The 16,129-nt window shown below is 54.6% G+C and carries 21 protein-coding genes; 6 read left to right on the top strand and 15 right to left on the bottom strand.

Going from position 1 to position 16,129, the window contains the following annotated elements; translation table 11 throughout:
• Positions 1 to 59: 59 nt before the first annotated feature.
• From NFS35_RS01330 to NFS35_RS01285, 10 genes are all read right to left on the bottom strand, one after another.
• Positions 60 to 368 carry a hypothetical protein gene (locus NFS35_RS01330; protein WP_251205346.1) on the bottom strand — a complete coding sequence of 103 codons (309 nt, stop codon included), beginning with the start codon at positions 366 to 368 and terminating at the stop codon, positions 60 to 62.
• Positions 337 to 1,833: a hypothetical protein gene (locus NFS35_RS01325; RefSeq protein WP_251205345.1), complete on the bottom strand. Its 1,497-nt coding sequence runs from the start codon at positions 1,831 to 1,833 to the stop codon at positions 337 to 339. Before NFS35_RS01325 ends, NFS35_RS01330 begins: the two co-directional genes overlap by 32 nt.
• Positions 1,833 to 3,947 (bottom strand): PcfJ domain-containing protein, encoded by a 2,115-nt coding sequence (locus NFS35_RS01320; RefSeq protein ID WP_251205344.1) that lies wholly within the window; start codon positions 3,945 to 3,947, stop codon positions 1,833 to 1,835. The genes NFS35_RS01325 and NFS35_RS01320 overlap by 1 nt, the downstream gene beginning before the upstream one ends.
• Positions 3,944 to 4,576 carry a DUF7666 domain-containing protein gene (locus NFS35_RS01315; RefSeq protein ID WP_251205343.1) on the bottom strand — a complete coding sequence of 211 codons (633 nt, stop codon included), beginning with the start codon at positions 4,574 to 4,576 and terminating at the stop codon, positions 3,944 to 3,946. The genes NFS35_RS01320 and NFS35_RS01315 overlap by 4 nt, the downstream gene beginning before the upstream one ends.
• Positions 4,573 to 5,067, bottom strand: a complete 495-nt coding sequence (locus tag NFS35_RS01310) for a hypothetical protein (protein ID WP_251205342.1) — start codon at positions 5,065 to 5,067, stop codon at positions 4,573 to 4,575. Before NFS35_RS01310 ends, NFS35_RS01315 begins: the two co-directional genes overlap by 4 nt.
• 43 nt (positions 5,068 to 5,110) lie before the next feature.
• Positions 5,111 to 5,647, bottom strand: coding sequence for a ribonuclease H family protein (locus NFS35_RS01305; protein ID WP_251205341.1), 537 nt, complete (start codon positions 5,645 to 5,647; stop codon positions 5,111 to 5,113).
• Positions 5,634 to 6,182, bottom strand: coding sequence for a hypothetical protein (locus tag NFS35_RS01300; protein ID WP_251205340.1), 549 nt, complete (start codon positions 6,180 to 6,182; stop codon positions 5,634 to 5,636). The genes NFS35_RS01305 and NFS35_RS01300 overlap by 14 nt, the downstream gene beginning before the upstream one ends.
• A 128-nt stretch (positions 6,183 to 6,310) precedes the next feature.
• Entirely contained in the window at positions 6,311 to 6,481 is a 171-nt protein-coding gene (locus NFS35_RS01295; RefSeq protein ID WP_251205339.1) for a hypothetical protein, read from the bottom strand.
• Positions 6,471 to 6,674, bottom strand: a complete 204-nt coding sequence (locus NFS35_RS01290; protein ID WP_251205338.1) for a hypothetical protein — start codon at positions 6,672 to 6,674, stop codon at positions 6,471 to 6,473. Before NFS35_RS01290 ends, NFS35_RS01295 begins: the two co-directional genes overlap by 11 nt.
• 19 nt (positions 6,675 to 6,693) lie before the next feature.
• Complete coding sequence (locus tag NFS35_RS01285) at positions 6,694 to 6,981, bottom strand: helix-turn-helix domain-containing protein (RefSeq protein ID WP_251205337.1); 288 nt, start codon at positions 6,979 to 6,981, stop codon at positions 6,694 to 6,696.
• Positions 6,982 to 7,103: 122 nt separating this feature from the next.
• On the opposite strand from NFS35_RS01285, the gene NFS35_RS01280 reads away from it, so the two are divergent.
• Positions 7,104 to 7,280: a hypothetical protein gene (locus tag NFS35_RS01280; RefSeq protein ID WP_251205336.1), complete on the top strand. Its 177-nt coding sequence runs from the start codon at positions 7,104 to 7,106 to the stop codon at positions 7,278 to 7,280.
• Positions 7,281 to 7,297: 17 nt separating this feature from the next.
• Here NFS35_RS01280 and NFS35_RS01275 read toward each other — a convergent pair whose 3' ends face one another.
• On the bottom strand, positions 7,298 to 7,471 hold the full coding sequence (locus NFS35_RS01275) for a hypothetical protein (protein WP_251205335.1): 174 nt from the start codon (positions 7,469 to 7,471) through the stop codon (positions 7,298 to 7,300).
• 194 nt (positions 7,472 to 7,665) lie between these two features.
• Between NFS35_RS01275 and NFS35_RS01270 the strand changes: the two genes are divergently transcribed.
• Positions 7,666 to 7,824, top strand: coding sequence for a hypothetical protein (locus tag NFS35_RS01270; RefSeq protein ID WP_251205334.1), 159 nt, complete (start codon positions 7,666 to 7,668; stop codon positions 7,822 to 7,824).
• 2 nt (positions 7,825 to 7,826) lie between these two features.
• Here the strand turns inward: NFS35_RS01270 and NFS35_RS01265 are convergent, their stop codons facing one another.
• Complete coding sequence (locus tag NFS35_RS01265) at positions 7,827 to 7,979, bottom strand: hypothetical protein (protein WP_251205333.1); 153 nt, start codon at positions 7,977 to 7,979, stop codon at positions 7,827 to 7,829.
• Between the two features lie 46 nt (positions 7,980 to 8,025).
• Positions 8,026 to 8,217, bottom strand: a complete 192-nt coding sequence (locus NFS35_RS01260; RefSeq protein ID WP_251205332.1) for a helix-turn-helix transcriptional regulator — start codon at positions 8,215 to 8,217, stop codon at positions 8,026 to 8,028.
• Positions 8,218 to 8,364: 147 nt separating this feature from the next.
• Between NFS35_RS01260 and NFS35_RS01255 the strand changes: the two genes are divergently transcribed.
• The 4 genes from NFS35_RS01255 to NFS35_RS01240 all read left to right on the top strand — a co-directional run bounded on the left by NFS35_RS01255 (position 8,365) and on the right by NFS35_RS01240 (position 12,129).
• Positions 8,365 to 9,027: a helix-turn-helix domain-containing protein gene (locus NFS35_RS01255; RefSeq protein WP_251205331.1), complete on the top strand. Its 663-nt coding sequence runs from the start codon at positions 8,365 to 8,367 to the stop codon at positions 9,025 to 9,027.
• Positions 9,028 to 9,072: 45 nt separating this feature from the next.
• On the top strand, positions 9,073 to 9,798 hold the full coding sequence (locus NFS35_RS28935) for a hypothetical protein (RefSeq protein ID WP_275564654.1): 726 nt from the start codon (positions 9,073 to 9,075) through the stop codon (positions 9,796 to 9,798).
• Positions 9,799 to 10,088: 290 nt separating this feature from the next.
• Positions 10,089 to 10,952 carry an Abi family protein gene (locus NFS35_RS01245; protein WP_251205330.1) on the top strand — a complete coding sequence of 288 codons (864 nt, stop codon included), beginning with the start codon at positions 10,089 to 10,091 and terminating at the stop codon, positions 10,950 to 10,952.
• A gap of 172 nt (positions 10,953 to 11,124) precedes the next feature.
• Positions 11,125 to 12,129, top strand: a complete 1,005-nt coding sequence (locus NFS35_RS01240; RefSeq protein WP_251205329.1) for a site-specific integrase — start codon at positions 11,125 to 11,127, stop codon at positions 12,127 to 12,129.
• A 236-nt stretch (positions 12,130 to 12,365) separates the two neighbouring features.
• Here NFS35_RS01240 and NFS35_RS01235 read toward each other — a convergent pair whose 3' ends face one another.
• Positions 12,366 to 12,548: a hypothetical protein gene (locus NFS35_RS01235; protein ID WP_251205328.1), complete on the bottom strand. Its 183-nt coding sequence runs from the start codon at positions 12,546 to 12,548 to the stop codon at positions 12,366 to 12,368.
• Positions 12,549 to 12,800: 252 nt separating this feature from the next.
• The gene (carB, locus tag NFS35_RS01230; protein WP_251205327.1) at positions 12,801 to 16,025 is read right to left on the bottom strand and encodes a carbamoyl-phosphate synthase large subunit; all 3,225 of its coding nucleotides are present in this window, start codon (positions 16,023 to 16,025) and stop codon (positions 12,801 to 12,803) included.
• Positions 16,026 to 16,129 lie beyond the last annotated feature (104 nt).

The raw sequence follows: 16,129 nt of genomic DNA, 5'->3' as shown, positions 1-16,129 counted from the left end.
CGGAACCCCCAGAATCCTTGCCTACAGTTTCCGTGATGTATCAAATCCTTCCCAAAAGGCTAGATAAAGTTGCGCCCGAAGACCTCCATCCACTTTTCGTGGGAATACCGCCTTTCGAAAGCTATCTGTGCGTTCGCCTGCAGGAGCCGCAGGAGCCTTTTATTGTTGTGCACCGCCTCCGGCCCTACCAGGTGGTGCTCGACGCACAGGTACACCTTCAGGCCGTAGTGCTCGGAGAGCCTCCTGTTGGCGGTCCCCGGCATGGCATGGTGCTCCTGCAGGTCCACCCTGGCGCTGTAATCATCCCTCAGGAGCATGCACAGGTAGCATGTCCTGTCATCCTTGCTGTGCATGATGCTCTTGGCCATCCCTCTCCTCCTCTTTCATGTCCATCATCCTCTCTATGCCTACTTCCAGGGAGACAGCGTCCTGGTATATTTTCTCCAGGGACTCCATAGGAATCGACCTGCTGTCCCATACGGCAAAATATTTCCGCAGGCCCTCCAGATGTCCCCATGCCTCCATCCATAGTTCCTCCATGCGGAGAGCGGCATCCACAGCGGCCTCTTCCTCTTTTCCGCAGGACTGGACGTCCCTATCCACTGTAGTGCCCCCTGCGCCTGCTGCCATGCTGGCCGCCTCCGTGCCAGCCACGTCCGCAGCACGCTCCTCTGGTGCTCCCGCCTCTCCGTCCGGCCCCTTTGCAGCATCCGCGAGAGGTGCCTCTATGATTTCCTCGTAATGGGCATCCGGTATGGCCTCAGGGAAGTCCACTATCCCCATCTGTCCAGGCAGCTGCTCCTCCGGTTCCGGATGCGCCTCCTCCGCCACGGCCTTTGCAGGGCCTCCGGCCCCATCCGATGCCTGCCCCGGCTTTTTGCCAGAGGCCTTGGGCGGCGCGGCCTTCACCACCTTCGATGCTTTCCTCTTCCCTTTCTGCTGGGCGGAGGCAGCCTTCCCATCCTGGCCATCTGCAGCTGGCTCCGGGCCGGCCTCTGCCATCGGCTCAATCGGCTCCCCATACTCCTGCTGCCAGGATTCTTTCACAGGACCGGGATACATGATGCCTGCGACTGCTGCCCGGACATCCTCCGCTGAGCATCTTTCCTTCTCGCAGCTGCGGACGTTCGTCACGCTGGCCGCATCTCCGGAAAGGGAGAGCATCAGCCTCCCTGTGCCAGGCACCCTCACCATGTAGACGGCATCTCCCTGGGGGGCCAGAGTGTCCATCACCATGGCCGCAGTGCCGTCCACCGTATAGATGTCATGCAGCCTATGGTACAGCGACTGCTGCTCCCGTCCCAGCTGGCGGACGGCCCGCTCCAGGAGGCTCCCTCCCCTCTCCGGCTCCGGGGCCTCCGCCGCCTCTATGGCCACCTCTATGTCGCTTACCGCATGCTCGGCATCGACCTCCTCCTTGATTGCCTGCACCTCCTGCTTGCTGTAGCTCCCGGTTATCTCCTCCGCTATGGCGTCAGGCATGTGCAGCATCAGGGACAGCTTGGCGAAACCTATGTTCCTGTATCTCTCCTGCAGCACATGGCTGCTGCCGCCTACCGAGAACCTCTCCACGATCCGGATATAGCGGGACACCGTGCCCTTGTCCAGGCCATACCGCTTCTCCGCGAATTCCTCGTGGCCGGCATACCCTGACCCGGCCAGGATGTCCGTGTCCCGGGCGACCTTAAGTATATAGCCCATCTCCATGAAGCCCTCTTTTATCTTTGCCGCCGTGCGGTCGGCCGCCCTCTCCAGGTCCGGATACCTTGCAAAGGCAAGCACCTCCGTTCCGCTGGCATCCGCCATGGCGTGCATCTCTTCCACCGTCCCCATCAGACCACCTCCATCAAGTCTTCCATCAGGGCCTCCAGGACCCTCGTGTTGTTCTTCTGCCTCAGCTCCTCCAGGTTCTGCTCCCTCTTCACGGCGCTCAGCCTGGCATGCTCATGGTCCTCCTGCCGCATCCGCTTCCGGACCTCTTGCTGCCACTCCCGCAGGAACGGCTTCACCTCCTCTATGTCAGGCTCCTCGTCGTACATGCCGCGGTGCTGCCTTATGGTGCCGCCGGGCTCCACCTCTATGGTATAGTAGGGCCTGTCCGGCTCCTCCGCCCGGCGCAGGAAACATATGTACGTCTCATGCTGCATGATGCGGTCGAAGTACCGCTCCGTGCCCCCTACGCAGTGGTGCAGCGCCATCCCCTCCGAGACTATGTCGCAGAAGCTGCCGGGCACCGTGATGCGGAACCGCTCCCCCTCGTACTCGTACTTGGGCCTTATCTGGGCAAGGACTGCCTCGGAGCCAGGATACTTCTCCTCCATCCGTTCCGCGTCCTTCCTGGCCTGCTCTGCGTCTTTCCTGGCCCTTTCGGCCTCCATGTACCGGTTATGCTCCTCTACGGCCTCATCATGCCGCCGCTTGAGCTCCCTGGGACGGTACACCATCGCGTCCGACACGTCCTTGCCCTGCCTCTCCACCATGGAGAGGTAGTCCTCATATGCCTCGAACACGCTCCCCGCTTTCCTCTTCCCGCCATATGACTCCTTGGCCTGCCGCTCTATGTAGTGCATAAGCTGCTCCGGTGACAGGTGCCTGGACGCCCGGCTTCTGCTGTACCTGGCGTTGGAGATGCCGTTCCTGTCGTACCAGGCGAGCACGTCGCTTCCGATCCTCTTCTTCTCCGCGTCCGCCCACTGCAGCCATTCCAGCATGTTGACGCCGCCGTCCTCCTGCCGCAGCCGGACTATCTTCTGCATGTCCCAGATATGCATCACCTCGCAGATGTCCTCCCCGATGACGTTCAGGGCGTTGTAGATGCCATATCCGTGGTCGAACTGCACCTGCTCCGACGTCTCTTCCAGCAGCCTGTAGAAGCGCCCTTTCGCCAGGTACTCCACCATCCCAATAAAGCCCCTCCTGACGTCCGCCAGGAGCCTGTCATAGTTCGCACGCATCCCCATGGACGCCATGTACTGGAAGACGTCCGCCCAGGCGCTGTACGCCGTCCCCTCCAGCCCCTCCTGGATGCCGTCCTGATACAGGTATCCAGTTCTCCACCTGCAGTTGCATGGGTTCCCCTTGTTGTCCCATGCGCCGTGCTGCAGGTAATAGAAGTCGCACTGGTACCTGCTCCATGCCCCCTTGTGCAGCATGCAGCGGATGGTCTCGTGCAGCCTCACCACCCGGTGGATGTCCCACACGACCGTCACGGTGAAGTGCCTCTGGATCCCCCTCTTATCGTCCAGCCCATGGATCAGCGTCAGCCTGGACTCCTTGCGCAGGGATGCCCTCCTCTTCTCCACGGTGAGGGCCTGTCCGCACAGGGGGCAGGCAGCCTCTCCTTTGTGCTTCATCCGGATGCCTGCTGCCGCCTCGCCGAAGCTGCCCCCGCAGGCCGTGCAGTGGTAGGTGCCCGATGTGCCAGGCTCCTTGTCCCAGATGGCATAATGCTGGGAGCCGGCCACCCTCTCCCCAATCCATTCAATCACGTCCTTCCCTACGTCAGGGACGCTGGCCATCAGCTCGGCCACCCTCTGGACGCGCCGCTCCTCCTTCCGGTACCTGCGGTCCCTGGAATGCTCCAGCTCCAGGGACTCTATCCTCTCGTATACGTTGCTGCATGGCCAGCTGACCTTCAGGGCATCCAGCACCAGCCTGCGCCCCTCCGCCGATATAGGGAGCCTCTCCTCGTTAAGGATGGTCCAGAAGTCGCCGCATGCGAAAGCGTTCTGCAGGTTCTCCTCCGTCCACAGCCCCGTCATGTCGCAGGAGGCATACTCCCCTGTCTCCACGTCCATGGCATGCCTGCATATCCATGTCCCGCCGTTCCATAGGTCCAGGATCAGGTATCCGCCGGACAGCTGGGCCGCCACACGCTTGCCTGCTCTCTTCCGTCCCCTCCCCCAAGGGCTCTTCACCGGGACTTTCTCAATCTGTTTCCTCTTCATCTACACACCTCTTCCAGTCTCTCGATTGACGCCGCTGCAGGACCCTCCAGGATCACGGCCTCCTTTACGGTGCCGCCCTCCACGGTGTACCAGGTGCCCGGCCTGATGCCGTCCCTCCCCACCGTCACGAGCCTCGCGTCCACTATCTCTCCATCTGTCTCCCGGACCAGCCCCAGATGGGCCCCTGCCGCACCTCTCGCTACAGGGCGCGCCCCTCTGGCTATGGCTATCGCGTCCGGCAGCATGGCCTCGGCCCTGTCCGCTGCCGCCTCCAGATGCTCCCCTTTCGCCTCCCATCCCGCCCTCTTTGGGTGCCGCACCATATAGAGCATCGCATGGGCGGCCATCTCCCGGTTCGTCAGCTCCTGCACCAGGGTCAGCTCCGTGCAGGCTATCCTCGTGTCCTGGCCGTCCTCGGCGATGTCTCCCCGCGCCTCGGCCAGGAAGAACCGGTTCCCTCCTCCCAGGCTGTAGTAGCCGGTGCAGTCCAGGATGTACTCGCAGGCATGGAGCCCTGTGCGGCCGCATTTCGACCTGTCCGCTGCGGCGGCCACGCCCAGCCGGTACTGGAACGTCCCCTCGCCCATGGTGCATGTCATGTCGGCATTCGTCGCCTTGAATACAGTCATGTCCTTCCGCCCTCCCCTGTGTAGTACCTGTACGCGATTCTCCTGAGCTCGTCCCGGCCGGTCATCCCTATGGCTGACCCTGCCGGGATATCCGCCATCTGTATGATCCTCGCCGGAATCCACACCCGATTTTTGGATGCATGCCTGATGCCCTCCGCCAGCACATATGCCAGTTCCTTCTCCGGGCGGAACACCGCATGGCACAGTGCCTCATCATCAGAGCACATGGCCGCTATGCAGCCTTTCCAGTCCGCCAGCTGGCTTTTCAGCCCCAGTTCTGCCGCCTCCATGTCCAGCTTTCCCAGGGCCGCCATCAGCGGCGTGGCCAGCTCCTCCGCAGCGCCGTCCAGGTAGTCCTCCGCGTCCTCCCTGCAGATGCCGTTCTCCGCCGCCAGGGCGAACAGGGCCTCCTCGTCCCCCTCCGCTTTCTGGGCGGCTGCTGCCCTGTTCAGCTCCTCCACAGTGCCAAATATCCCGAATCTATGCTCCATTCCATTCCTCTCCTTTCCTTCCGGTTGCACCGGTGCAACCTCCTCAGTCCTCCCCGTGCCAGGACGCCATCGGGTGCCCTCCGCTCCTGTAGCCTACAGGATTCAGCGCCTCCCCGGCCACCTCGCCGAAGATGTCCCTGGGGGCGTACAGCCTTGGCAGGTTCGCCCGCATCCAGCCGCTGAACTCATGCCTCCCGGCCACGGCCTGGAGCGCATGGCCGGTGTCCTCCAGGTGCCAGAGTATGTCCCTCCACAGGCCCGCATCCTTCACCTTTGTCCCCCTGCCGGTCATCCAGCCCATCCCCCTCCAGCCCTCCGGCCAATGGCTGTTGATGGCCGCGGCCATGTACGTGCACTCCGTATGCACGGACACCTCGCAGGCGTACTGGAACCTCGCCAGGCTGTCCCGCAGGCAGTACAGCGCCAGGCGGCTCTCCGTGGCGCCGTCGATCTCCACCGCCGCCATCCTCTCATGCACCCTGCCGTCTGCCAGATGGGCCCGCATGATGTACATGCCCTTCCCTATGCCCCTGGCCGACCCGCGCAGGGTGGTCCCTATATAGATCTCAACCGCTTTCATCCCTGCCCTCTCCCCATCCTTGCCTGGCATGGTATGCCGGATTGGATTCCGCAGGAAGGAACCCTGTGCCCGGGCCTCTCCTGGCCCCATAGAAGCCAATCTCCCCGGGAATCCGATAGACCACGCACTCGAAGCCCAGGCGGTTCTTTATCACGCATTCCCGCATCACCTGCTCCAGCATACACTCCGGGAACATCCCATCAATGACCTCCTCGTGCTGCCTGCTGCCGAAGACCTGCTCCCGGATACGCTCCGGTGCCTCCAGGAACAGGCCGATGACGATGGCGCTGTCATATATGTACTTCGCCCGGAACCAGTCCCTCTGCAGGAATGCCTCCCGGAACAGCGCAGGCATCTGCAGGAACTTGTCTACGAAGTACGTCCGCCCGCCGGAGCGGCCCATGAAGCGCATCGCCATCTCATGCTCCACTTTCCGGATTCGGGATGGCTCCTCCTCCCGTTCCCATTCCTTGCGCAGCCCCGCGTCATCCATGGAGCGGAGCCCCTCCGCATATGCACTGTCCATCGCCTCCAAGCGGCTCCCTCCTTCCCGCCAATCTTTCTGTTTGACTTTTCCCCTGCATGCCCTTATAATAGGCATAGGGGTATTCCCCTTAGTTTTTTATGATAGGCCTCTCCTGCCGTCCAAAGCATGGGGCCTATTCATTTTTTGCCATCCTCCTTGATGGCAAAGTACGTGCATCCAGCGAAGATTGCCACCAGCACGATGGATGTCGTGTACATCCCCCCTTCGTAAGCTGCCGGTGCAGCGAGCATCGCCAGGAAAGCAGCTGTGCCAAAGACGTTGCCGGCATTGAATATCCTATGTAGCATGCTCCCTCTCCTTCTCATATACCAGCCTGAGGTCATGGTCATAGACCAGCTGCAGCTTATGTCCATTGTTGTCCGCGAGCACTGCCTCGCTCCCTTTGAACTCAATATCAAAGTACTCTGCCACAAAGCCCTGCTCGACAAGCCACCTCCTGATAGCATACTCTGCAATTGTCTTACATCCTCTGATTGCCATCGTATCCTCCTTCCTGCCCCTATAACGTCAGGAGCTTCTGTCTTTCTTCTGCCTCCGTCCCGAAAAGTTCAAAGAGCGTCAGCATCTGCCCCACGCTTAATGGATCCGGGTTTATCCTCCTGCCATCTTTCTTCCTTCCGTCCGGAATTGCCAGCATCGTCGATATCGTCCCTTGGGTAAGCCCGAGCGCATCGCCGACATCCTTCTGGGTCTTTCCCGTCACTTTCATCTGTGCCACGACCCATCCCTTGATATACTTGAGCCTGTGCGCTTTCTTCTGCTCAAAGCTCAATGCCACTTTCGCCATCCTCTTCACCTCCCCTCTATACTGGCATCCGCCCACATGTTCGTCTTGCTATTCCCTCCCTTTCCCTTATACTGGTGGTACAGGCCACTGCCATGGCCGAGTACAGAAGAAAGGAGAAACATATGCAGAAGAATGAGGTATGTGAAATGTTGGATACCTTATCTTCAGAACTGTACAATGAAATAGACACACATCTTGATGGCTTTTTGGATGAAAAAACTACTGTTCTGGCTGAAGCCATAAAGAATGCTGTAAAGTCTACCCGTGAAAAATTGTACGGTCCTGAAGAGGATACATAACATTCTCGCCCGGAGTTTTACGCTTCGGGCTTTTCCTTTTCACCATCCGTGAACTGGCTACAAGATATTTCCTCTCTCAAACGCATGGCTTCGAACCTCAAATCCTCCGCCTTCTTTTCTATGGCTGCCACTTTTCCCAGTAAGCTCTCTCTATCTACAGAGACTCTTATAAGTAATTGATTGTCTTTCACTCTTTCTCACCTCCCTCCTACCGCTTCCTTATCCGCAAAATCTCTTGGGTCAACTTCCAAAAACTTGCACACCAATATGGCTTGTGTCTGGCAGCTGCTGCCTACATATTTGTCTTGCCATTCCGTGCTCTCTCCTCATACTGGTGGTACAGGCCACTGCCATGGCCGAGTACCGAAGAAAGGGGGATTTCATTATGGAACGAAAAACTGACAAAGAATTAGCTGTCGAAGCAACTATTGAGTATATAAAATCATGGAATGCCGCTGAACGCACTTCAGCAGCAACAACCGAAGATTTTACCAATGCGCTAAAGAAAATATACTCAACCATCCACGCTCTCGATAACATGTAAATTTATGGCTTCTGAGTGCGGACATGCGCACTGGCAGTGACTAATTCTGCCAGTGCCTTTGTCATTTCCACAACTACCACATAGTCACGCCCCTCATCCAGGAGTTTTTGAATCTCGCTACAAAGAGCTTCTATTGTCTCGTCCACATTTTCCATCCGTCCTCACCTCCTCTCTATACCATTCGTTTTACATGTTGAACTTTTATTCTAAAAAAATATCTGCGACATTACATTTTAAGACTTTTGCAATTTTCAGCAAGGTTTCTGTAGTAGTAACCTTAATACTTCCACTTTCCAATCCAGAAATAGTAGTTCTGGATACTCTTGACTGTTCCGCCAGATCCGATTGAGACATTCCTAATTTATCCCTCTGCTCTTTAATTTTGTACTGCAATTTCGCTCCATCTCCTTTCGTTCATTATGTTGAACTATTTGCATAATATCACGCTTGTTTTTTCTTGTCAAGTATGCTGAACAAAAATGTTGACTTTTTTCATTTATGGCTGTACAATATACTAAACAGCATGGAGGAAAGAACATAATGACACTCGGGAATATTGTTAAGCAATATCGAGCAGATAACAATCTAAGCATGGATGAATTTGCAAAACGCTGCTCTTTGAGCAAGGGCTATATTTCCATGATTGAAAATGGGATTAATCCCAGAAATAGTAAACCGATAGCTCCTACCTTGCCATCGATTATGAAAATTGCGTCCGCAATGAATATAGAGCTTGACGAATTACTTAAGATAATGGACGGTGGGCAAAAGGTTACTCTTGTCAGCTCTAAAGAACCTGAAAGGAAAGGAGGTGTCATCATCAACGTCCTGGGCCGCGTAGCCGCCGGTGTCCCTATCGAGGCCATTGAGAACGTCATCGATACAGAGGAAATCACCGAGGAACTGGCCAGAACAGGTACATTCTTCGGGCTGCAGATTCACGGAAACAGCATGGAGCCTAAGATGTCCGAGGGAGATATCGTTATCGTGCGCCAGCAGGATGACGCAGAATCCGGAGAGATTGTCATAGTTACCGTGAACGGCACGGATGCCACCTGCAAGAGGCTGCGCAAGTATCGGGACGGCATAGAGCTCATATCGAACAATCCATCATATGAGCCTATCTTCTTCACAAATGAGGAGATAGAGACTAAGCCAGTCAAGATTATTGGCAGGGTTGTCGAGCTAAGGGCAAAGTTCTAACATCACTTAAGCATCATTAAGAACAAATGAAAAGGGGAAATCACTATGAACACTGTTTTTTTACTGTCTTTTTTGGCATGCCTAATTTGCGTCCCAATATTCATAACAATGGGATTGGTAAACATCATCCGGAGACGCCCATCCAAAAAACGTTTCAAGCTGGCTGGCGTTTCCGCCCTTGCATTAGCCATCAGCCTCATCGGCTTTGGTTTTACATTGGAAGATGATGCCTCGTCCAAAGAAAGCAGCTCCAGCAGTGCTGAAGTTCCTGCCAGCAGCTACGCACTTGCAGAAAACACACCTGCGGAGCCATCACCGACTCCGGCTGCTGACTTGGCACCATCGCCCACGCCAAGCCCTACACCAGCTCCTACCATGGTGCCTACTCCTGTCCCAACGGCAACCCCCACCCTGCAGCCCACAGAAACACCTACTCCACAATCCACGCCAGTCCCCACTCCTGTTCCTACAGAAATGCCAACGGCCCAGTCCACTATGGAATCTCAAACACAGTCTGACAGTGAAGCCATATCGCAATCTATGGGAGGAACAGATTCAGGCGGCGGGAACAGCAACTTCGATACTTATGACAATACAGAACAGCAACAGACGACTGACACTTATGTATTAAATACTAGCAGCATGAAGATTCACCACCCCAGCTGTTCCTCCGTCCCAAAGATAGCCCCTCAAAATTATGGTACTTCCAGCGAATCGATAGATGATTTACGAGCAAAAGGATATTCTACCTGCGGAATATGTTTTAAATAATATCTTGAATTCGTTGCGACGTCGCAACCCCCGTAACATAAAAACCTGATTGCCGATTAAACCGCTTCGGCGTTTTAATAAAGTCAAGGGAAAGTGAGGGATTACTATTGACAATTACCATATCTTGTGTTTCTACACTGGATATACACAAGTTATCCACTGTTTTATCCACATTTTTTCAAAAAACGGTTGACTTTTGAGAGTTTTGGGGTATACTAAAAGTAACAGAAGCTCCCACACCTCTCAACGATGTGTCCAATGGGAGCACTTTTTATTTTGCGGGAGAAAAAATGGAGTTAAAGAAACCTACAACCTTCGAGGAACAGGCCGAACTGCTAAAAAAGAAGAACATAATCATTACCGACAAGGCCTCGTGCATGGATTTTCTGTCAAAGACAAATTACTATCGTCTATCAGGTTATTATCTTCCTTTCATACGAAAAGAAGAAGAAAAGTGCTTTATTGCAATTGAATTTGAGCGCATTCAAAATATATACATGTTCGATGCCGAGTTAAGAAACCTGATTTCTTTCGCGATAGAAAAGATTGAAATACATGTCCGGACACAACTTGCTTATTTCCATGCGCACGCCTATGGCGCTGAGGGATATATGGATTCCTCCTCATTTAACAAGAAGCATAAACATTCTTCTTACATGAGTCATGTCAATATGTGCATTGCGGAAAATGCAAATACGCTTGTCATAAAGCATCATAAGGAAAAATACGATGGACATATTCCTATCTGGGCCATCATTGATTTCTTTTCCATTGGGATGCTTTCCTATTTCTATCGTGGAATGAAGAATAATGACAAAGCAAAAATAGCCGAAACCACTTATGGGGTCAATTACCAAACATTGGAAAGTTGGCTGCGTTGCCTTACGGACTTGCGCAATAGGTGTGCACACTATTCCAGACTGTATTACTGGATATTCCCCGCCACTCCTAAGATGCCTGCTAAAGAAAAGTATATTCCCACGCGTCGGATATTTGCCCAACTCTATATGCTCAAGCTTATGTATCCGGATAAAGAGAAATGGAATGACGAGTTTATAAAGCCACTAACAAAACTAATAAAGAAAAATAAGAACGATATATCTTTAAAACACCTGGACTTTCCATACCGTTGGCAATCAATGTTGAAACAATGAAAAACAGTTGCAAAATTTGAAAAACCGCCCGGTGTTGGCGCACCGAACGGCTTTAGATATACCCCGGAGGGATACCACATTTGCAAAAATATTGTACCATCTCCGGGAGCAGCTTGCAAGCGATTTTTCGCGGGCTGTTATTTTTATACGCTTTTTTAAGGAGGATGATACCATGAAGATCGAGAAGCTGCCGTCCGGCTCCTACCGCATCCGGAAGATGTACAAGGGCCAGACCTACACCGTCATCACCGACTACAAGCCCACCCAGAAAGAGGCCCTGAAGCTCATGGCAGATGAACTGGACAGGGTGAAGGCCGATGGCCGGAGCCAGAAGCACGTCACCTTCCAGGAGGCCGCTACGGGCTATATCGAAGTGAAGCGCAACGTCCTGTCCCCATCAACGATTGCCGGATACGAAAGGATTTCCAAGGCGCTTTCAGATTGGTTCCGAAAGCTGCTGGTCAGCGACATATCGATTCTGGACGTACAGAAGGAGGTCAACGACTATTCTGCCGGAAGGTCTCCCAAGACTGTGCGGAACGCCCATTGCTTCATATCCGCGGTTCTTTCCATGTACCGTCCGGAAATCAGCCTGCGGACATCCCTGCCGCAGAAGGTAAAGTCAGAGACCTACGTCCCGACAAATGATGAAGTGAAGAAAGTGGTGGAGCGCGCAAAAGGCACAGAATATGAGATAGCCATACTGCTGGCCGCCCTTGGGCTGAGACGGTCTGAGATATGCGCCTTGAAGGCCGATGACCTGCAGGGCAACACCCTGCGCATAAACAAGGCGCTGGTAGAAAACAGCGAGCACGGCTTCACGGAAAAAGGAACCAAGACCACGGACAGCGCACGGGAGATATACCTTCCAGACGAACTGGCCGAGCTCATCCGCGAGCGGGGCTACATATACAAAGGATACCCTGGGAACATCCTGAAGTTTCTTCACCGGGCCCAGGACGCGCTTGGGATACCAAGGTTCAAGCTCCATGCGCTCCGGCACTACTATGCCTCTACCGCCCATGCCATAGGCATCCCTGACAGCTATATCATGCAGTCTGGGGGCTGGCAGTCCGACAACGTCCTGAAGAGCGTGTACCGGCATGCGCTTGACGAGGAGAAGGAGCGGATGCAGAAGCAGGCCGCGGAATACATCGCGGGAAAGATTTTGTCATGAATTTTGTCATGGAATTATGAAAACCGCAGAAACACTTGGTTTATCGGCAGTTTTCATAGGGGTTCGAGCCCCCTTGCTTCCATTTTTTGTTGCCCGGAAAGCGTTGATTTTGTTGGCTTTGCGGGGTCTGTCCCATTTCCTTTCGCCAAAAGGTAATCAAAAAGGTGCAAAGCCTTTGATAATCCAATAAAGACTTTACACCTTGTTTGGTGGCTGCTATTCAATTGTCCAGAATGTTATTCTTTGATTTTGTCGATTTCTGAAAGATTTATGCCAAAAGAATTTAAGATGACCTTTAATTCTATATAGCGGTCTTTCATAAGCTTGTATCCGTTTGAGTCCTTTTCAGTTGCTAACATATATGTCTGCAATCTGGAAAATTCCTCAATATTCTTTTGGATAATCTCTTTTTCAGTCATATAATCACCTGCTTTCCGGAAACGTTGTTGACTTGTATCTACAACTATTATAGCAATCTATGCCCAAAGTGTAAAGCCTTTATTCAGTTATAAGGTGCCTATGACCAGATTGCTTTGATGCCACACTCTTGTTTCAAGTGGCTGGCCTATATTTTTTCGTTCAATGAACCAGAAACAGCTTCGTCCTAAACTTGCCACATATGAGAATTGTTCGCCGTCCGATTCATCTAACCAGAATGGTCTGACAGTCAATTATCTCTCCCGAATCTGTCCATGAAGCGCCTGCAGGGAATGCACCTCTCCGTTTCCTGCTTTCTGCATATAGAGGATGCCCTCCACCGTAGCCCTGGCCGCCGCAATGGTGGTCATATAGGGAATCTTTGCCTTGATGGCGGCTTTCCGCAGATAGCTGTCATCATACTCGCTCTCGTCTCCCACAGGAGAGTTCACGATCAAATCCACTTCCCCATTGGTAATCAGATCCAGCAGGTTCGGCCTGCCCTCATAGAGCTTCTTCACCAGCCTGGCCTCAATGCCCGCCTCCTGCAGGAGCGAACAGGTGCTGCCCGTGGCCAGAATCCTGAATCCTGCCTCGGCAAAAGCCCGGCCCACTTCCACTACCTCCGCCTTGTCCTGGCGGTTCACGCTGATCAGAACGTTACCGCTTAAAGGCAGCCTGGTCTGGGTGGCCTCCTGGGCTTTGAAGAAAGCCTCGCCCACAGAAACGGAAAGTCCCAGCACTTCGCCGGTGGAGCGCATCTCCGGCCCCAGGACGGGATCCACCTCCGGGAACATATTGAAAGGGAACACTGCCTCTTTCACGCCGAAATACGGGATATCCTGTTCCTTTAACTCCGGCACCGGGGAGGGGCTTCCCGTGATATCCGCCGTGATGATTTCCGTGGCCAGAGGGACCATGCGGATATTGCACACCTTGGATACCAGCGGCACTGTCCGGGAGGCTCTGGGATTGGCCTCCAGCACATAAACCTTTCCGTTCTCGATGGCGTACTGCATGTTCATCAGGCCCTGCACATGCATCTCCTCGGCAATCTTTCTGGTGTACTCCTTGATGGTGGCCACGTTCTCCGCGGAAATATGCCTGGAGGGGATGACGCAGGCAGAGTCCCCGGAATGGATTCCCGCCAGCTCGATATGTTCCATGACCGCAGGCACAAAGGCATGGTGCCCGTCGCTGATGGCATCCGCCTCGCACTCTGTGGCATGGTTCAAAAAGCGGTCTATCAGGATGGGCCTGTCAGGCGTCACCCCCACGGCAGCCCGCATATAATCTGTCAGGCTGCCGTCATGGTGCACCACCTCCATGCCTCTTCCGCCCAGCACATAGGAGGGACGCACCATCACAGGATAACCGATGCGGTGGGCAATTTCCAGCGCCTCCTCCACCGTAGTGGCCATGCCTGACTCCGGCATGGGGATTTCCAGCTTATCCATCATGGCCCGGAACAGATCCCTGTCCTCCGCCATATCGATGACAGAGGGGGCCGTGCCCAGGATGCGCACGCCGTTTTTCTCCAGATCCGCCGCCAGGTTCAGAGGGGTCTGTCCGCCGAACTGGGCGATGACGCCCACCGGCTGCTCTTTTTTGTAAATGCTCAGCACATCCTCCAGCGTCAGAGGCTCGAAATACAGCTTGTCCGAGGTATCATAATCCGTGGATACGGTCTCGGGGTTGCAGTTCACCATGATGGTCTCAAAGCCCAGCTTCTTTAAGGCCAGCGAGGCGTGGACGCAGCAATAGTCGAACTCGATGCCCTGGCCGATGCGGTTGGGGCCTCCTCCTAAGATCATGACCCTGGGCTTGTCCGTGCGGACAGGATTCTTGTCAGGGGCGTTGTAGGTGGAATAATAGTACGCGCTGTCCGGCGTGCCGCTTACATGGACACCCTCCCAGGCCTCCTCCACTCCGAGGCCGACGCGGCGCTCTCTGATATCCTGCTCCGGCACATCCAGCAGCAGGCTCAGATACTTATCTGAAAATCCGTCTTTCTTGGCCTGAATCAGTCTCTCGTCAGAGGGAATCACTCCCTTACATTCCAACAAGGCAAGCTCCTCTTCCGCCAGTTCTGCCATCTGCTCGATGAACCATTTCTTTACGTGCGTGATTTCATGCAATTCATCCACGGAGGCGCCTTTCTTCAGAGCCTCGTACATGGCAAAATGCCGCTCGCTGGACGGGGTGGCCAGCATCCGCATAAGCTGTTCCCTGGATTTCTCCTCCAGATTACGGACCTGCCCCAGGCCATACCTGCCGGTCTCCAGGGAGCGGATCGCTTTCTGGAAAGCTTCCTTATAGTTCTTTCCGATGCTCATGACCTCGCCCACGGCGCGCATCTGGGTGCCCAGCTTGTCCTCCACCCCTTTGAATTTCTCAAAGGCCCAGCGGGCGAACTTGATTACCACATAATCGCCGTCTGGTACGTATTTATCCAATGTACCGTATTTTCCGCAGGGAATGTCCTTCAGGGTCAGCCCCGCCGCCAGCATGGCGCTGACCAAAGCGATGGGGAATCCTGTGGCCTTGGAAGCCAGGGCGGAAGAACGGGAGGTCCGGGGATTGATCTCTATGACGATGATGCGGTCGCTTAAGGGATCGTGGGCGAACTGCACATTGGTGCCGCCGATGACCTGCACGGACTCTACGATGGCGTATGCCTGTCGCTGGAGGCGCTTCTGCAGTTCTTCAGAAATGGTGAGCATGGGGGCCGCGCAGAAAGAATCTCCCGTATGCACGCCCATGGGATCGATATTCTCGATGAAGCAGACCGTTATCATATTGCCCTCCGCGTCCCGGACCACTTCCAGCTCCAGTTCCTCCCAGCCCAGGATGGACTCCTCCACCAGAACCTGGCCCACCAGAGAAGCCTGCAGTCCCCTGGTGCAGACCGTGCGCAGCTCATCCTTATTATATACCAGCCCGCCGCCTGCGCCGCCCATGGTGTAGGCAGGGCGCAGGACTACCGGATAACCAAGCCTGTCCGCGATGGACAATGCCTCCTCCACCGTGTAGGCCACTTCGCTTCTGGCCATCTCTATCCCTAAAGCGTTCATGGCATTCTTGAATTCGATGCGGTCCTCGCCCCGCTCGATGGCATCCACCTGTACGCCGATGACCTTCACCTGATATTTCTCCAGGATGCCGGCATTTGCCAGCTCCGCGCAGAGGTTCAGGCCCGACTGCCCTCCCAGATTGGGCAGCAGCGCGTCCGGACGCTCCTTGGCGATAATCTGCTCCAGCCTCTCCTTGTTCAGCGGTTCGATATAGGTGACGTCCGCCATCTCCGGATCCGTCATGATGGTGGCGGGGTTGGAATTCACCAGTACGATTTCGTACCCCAGCTTCTTCAGCGCCTTGCAGGCCTGGGTGCCGGAATAGTCGAACTCACAGGCCTGGCCGATGATGATGGGGCCGGATCCTATGATAAGCACTTTTTGGATATCGGTTCTCTTTGGCATGTATTAACCTCCTGATTGGCATCGGTGTCCTACAGCAGCATCTTCCCTGCGGGCATCCGTTTTTCTTCTGCCATTATAGCATCAGGCCGGCAAGAAAGCAATTT

Source organism: Acetatifactor aquisgranensis, from assembly GCF_943193215.1.
GTDB classification, from domain to species: Bacteria; Bacillota; Clostridia; order Lachnospirales; family Lachnospiraceae; genus Acetatifactor; species Acetatifactor aquisgranensis.
Note: the sequence above shows the minus strand (reverse complement) of the source record. Positions and strands in the feature narration are given on the sequence as shown.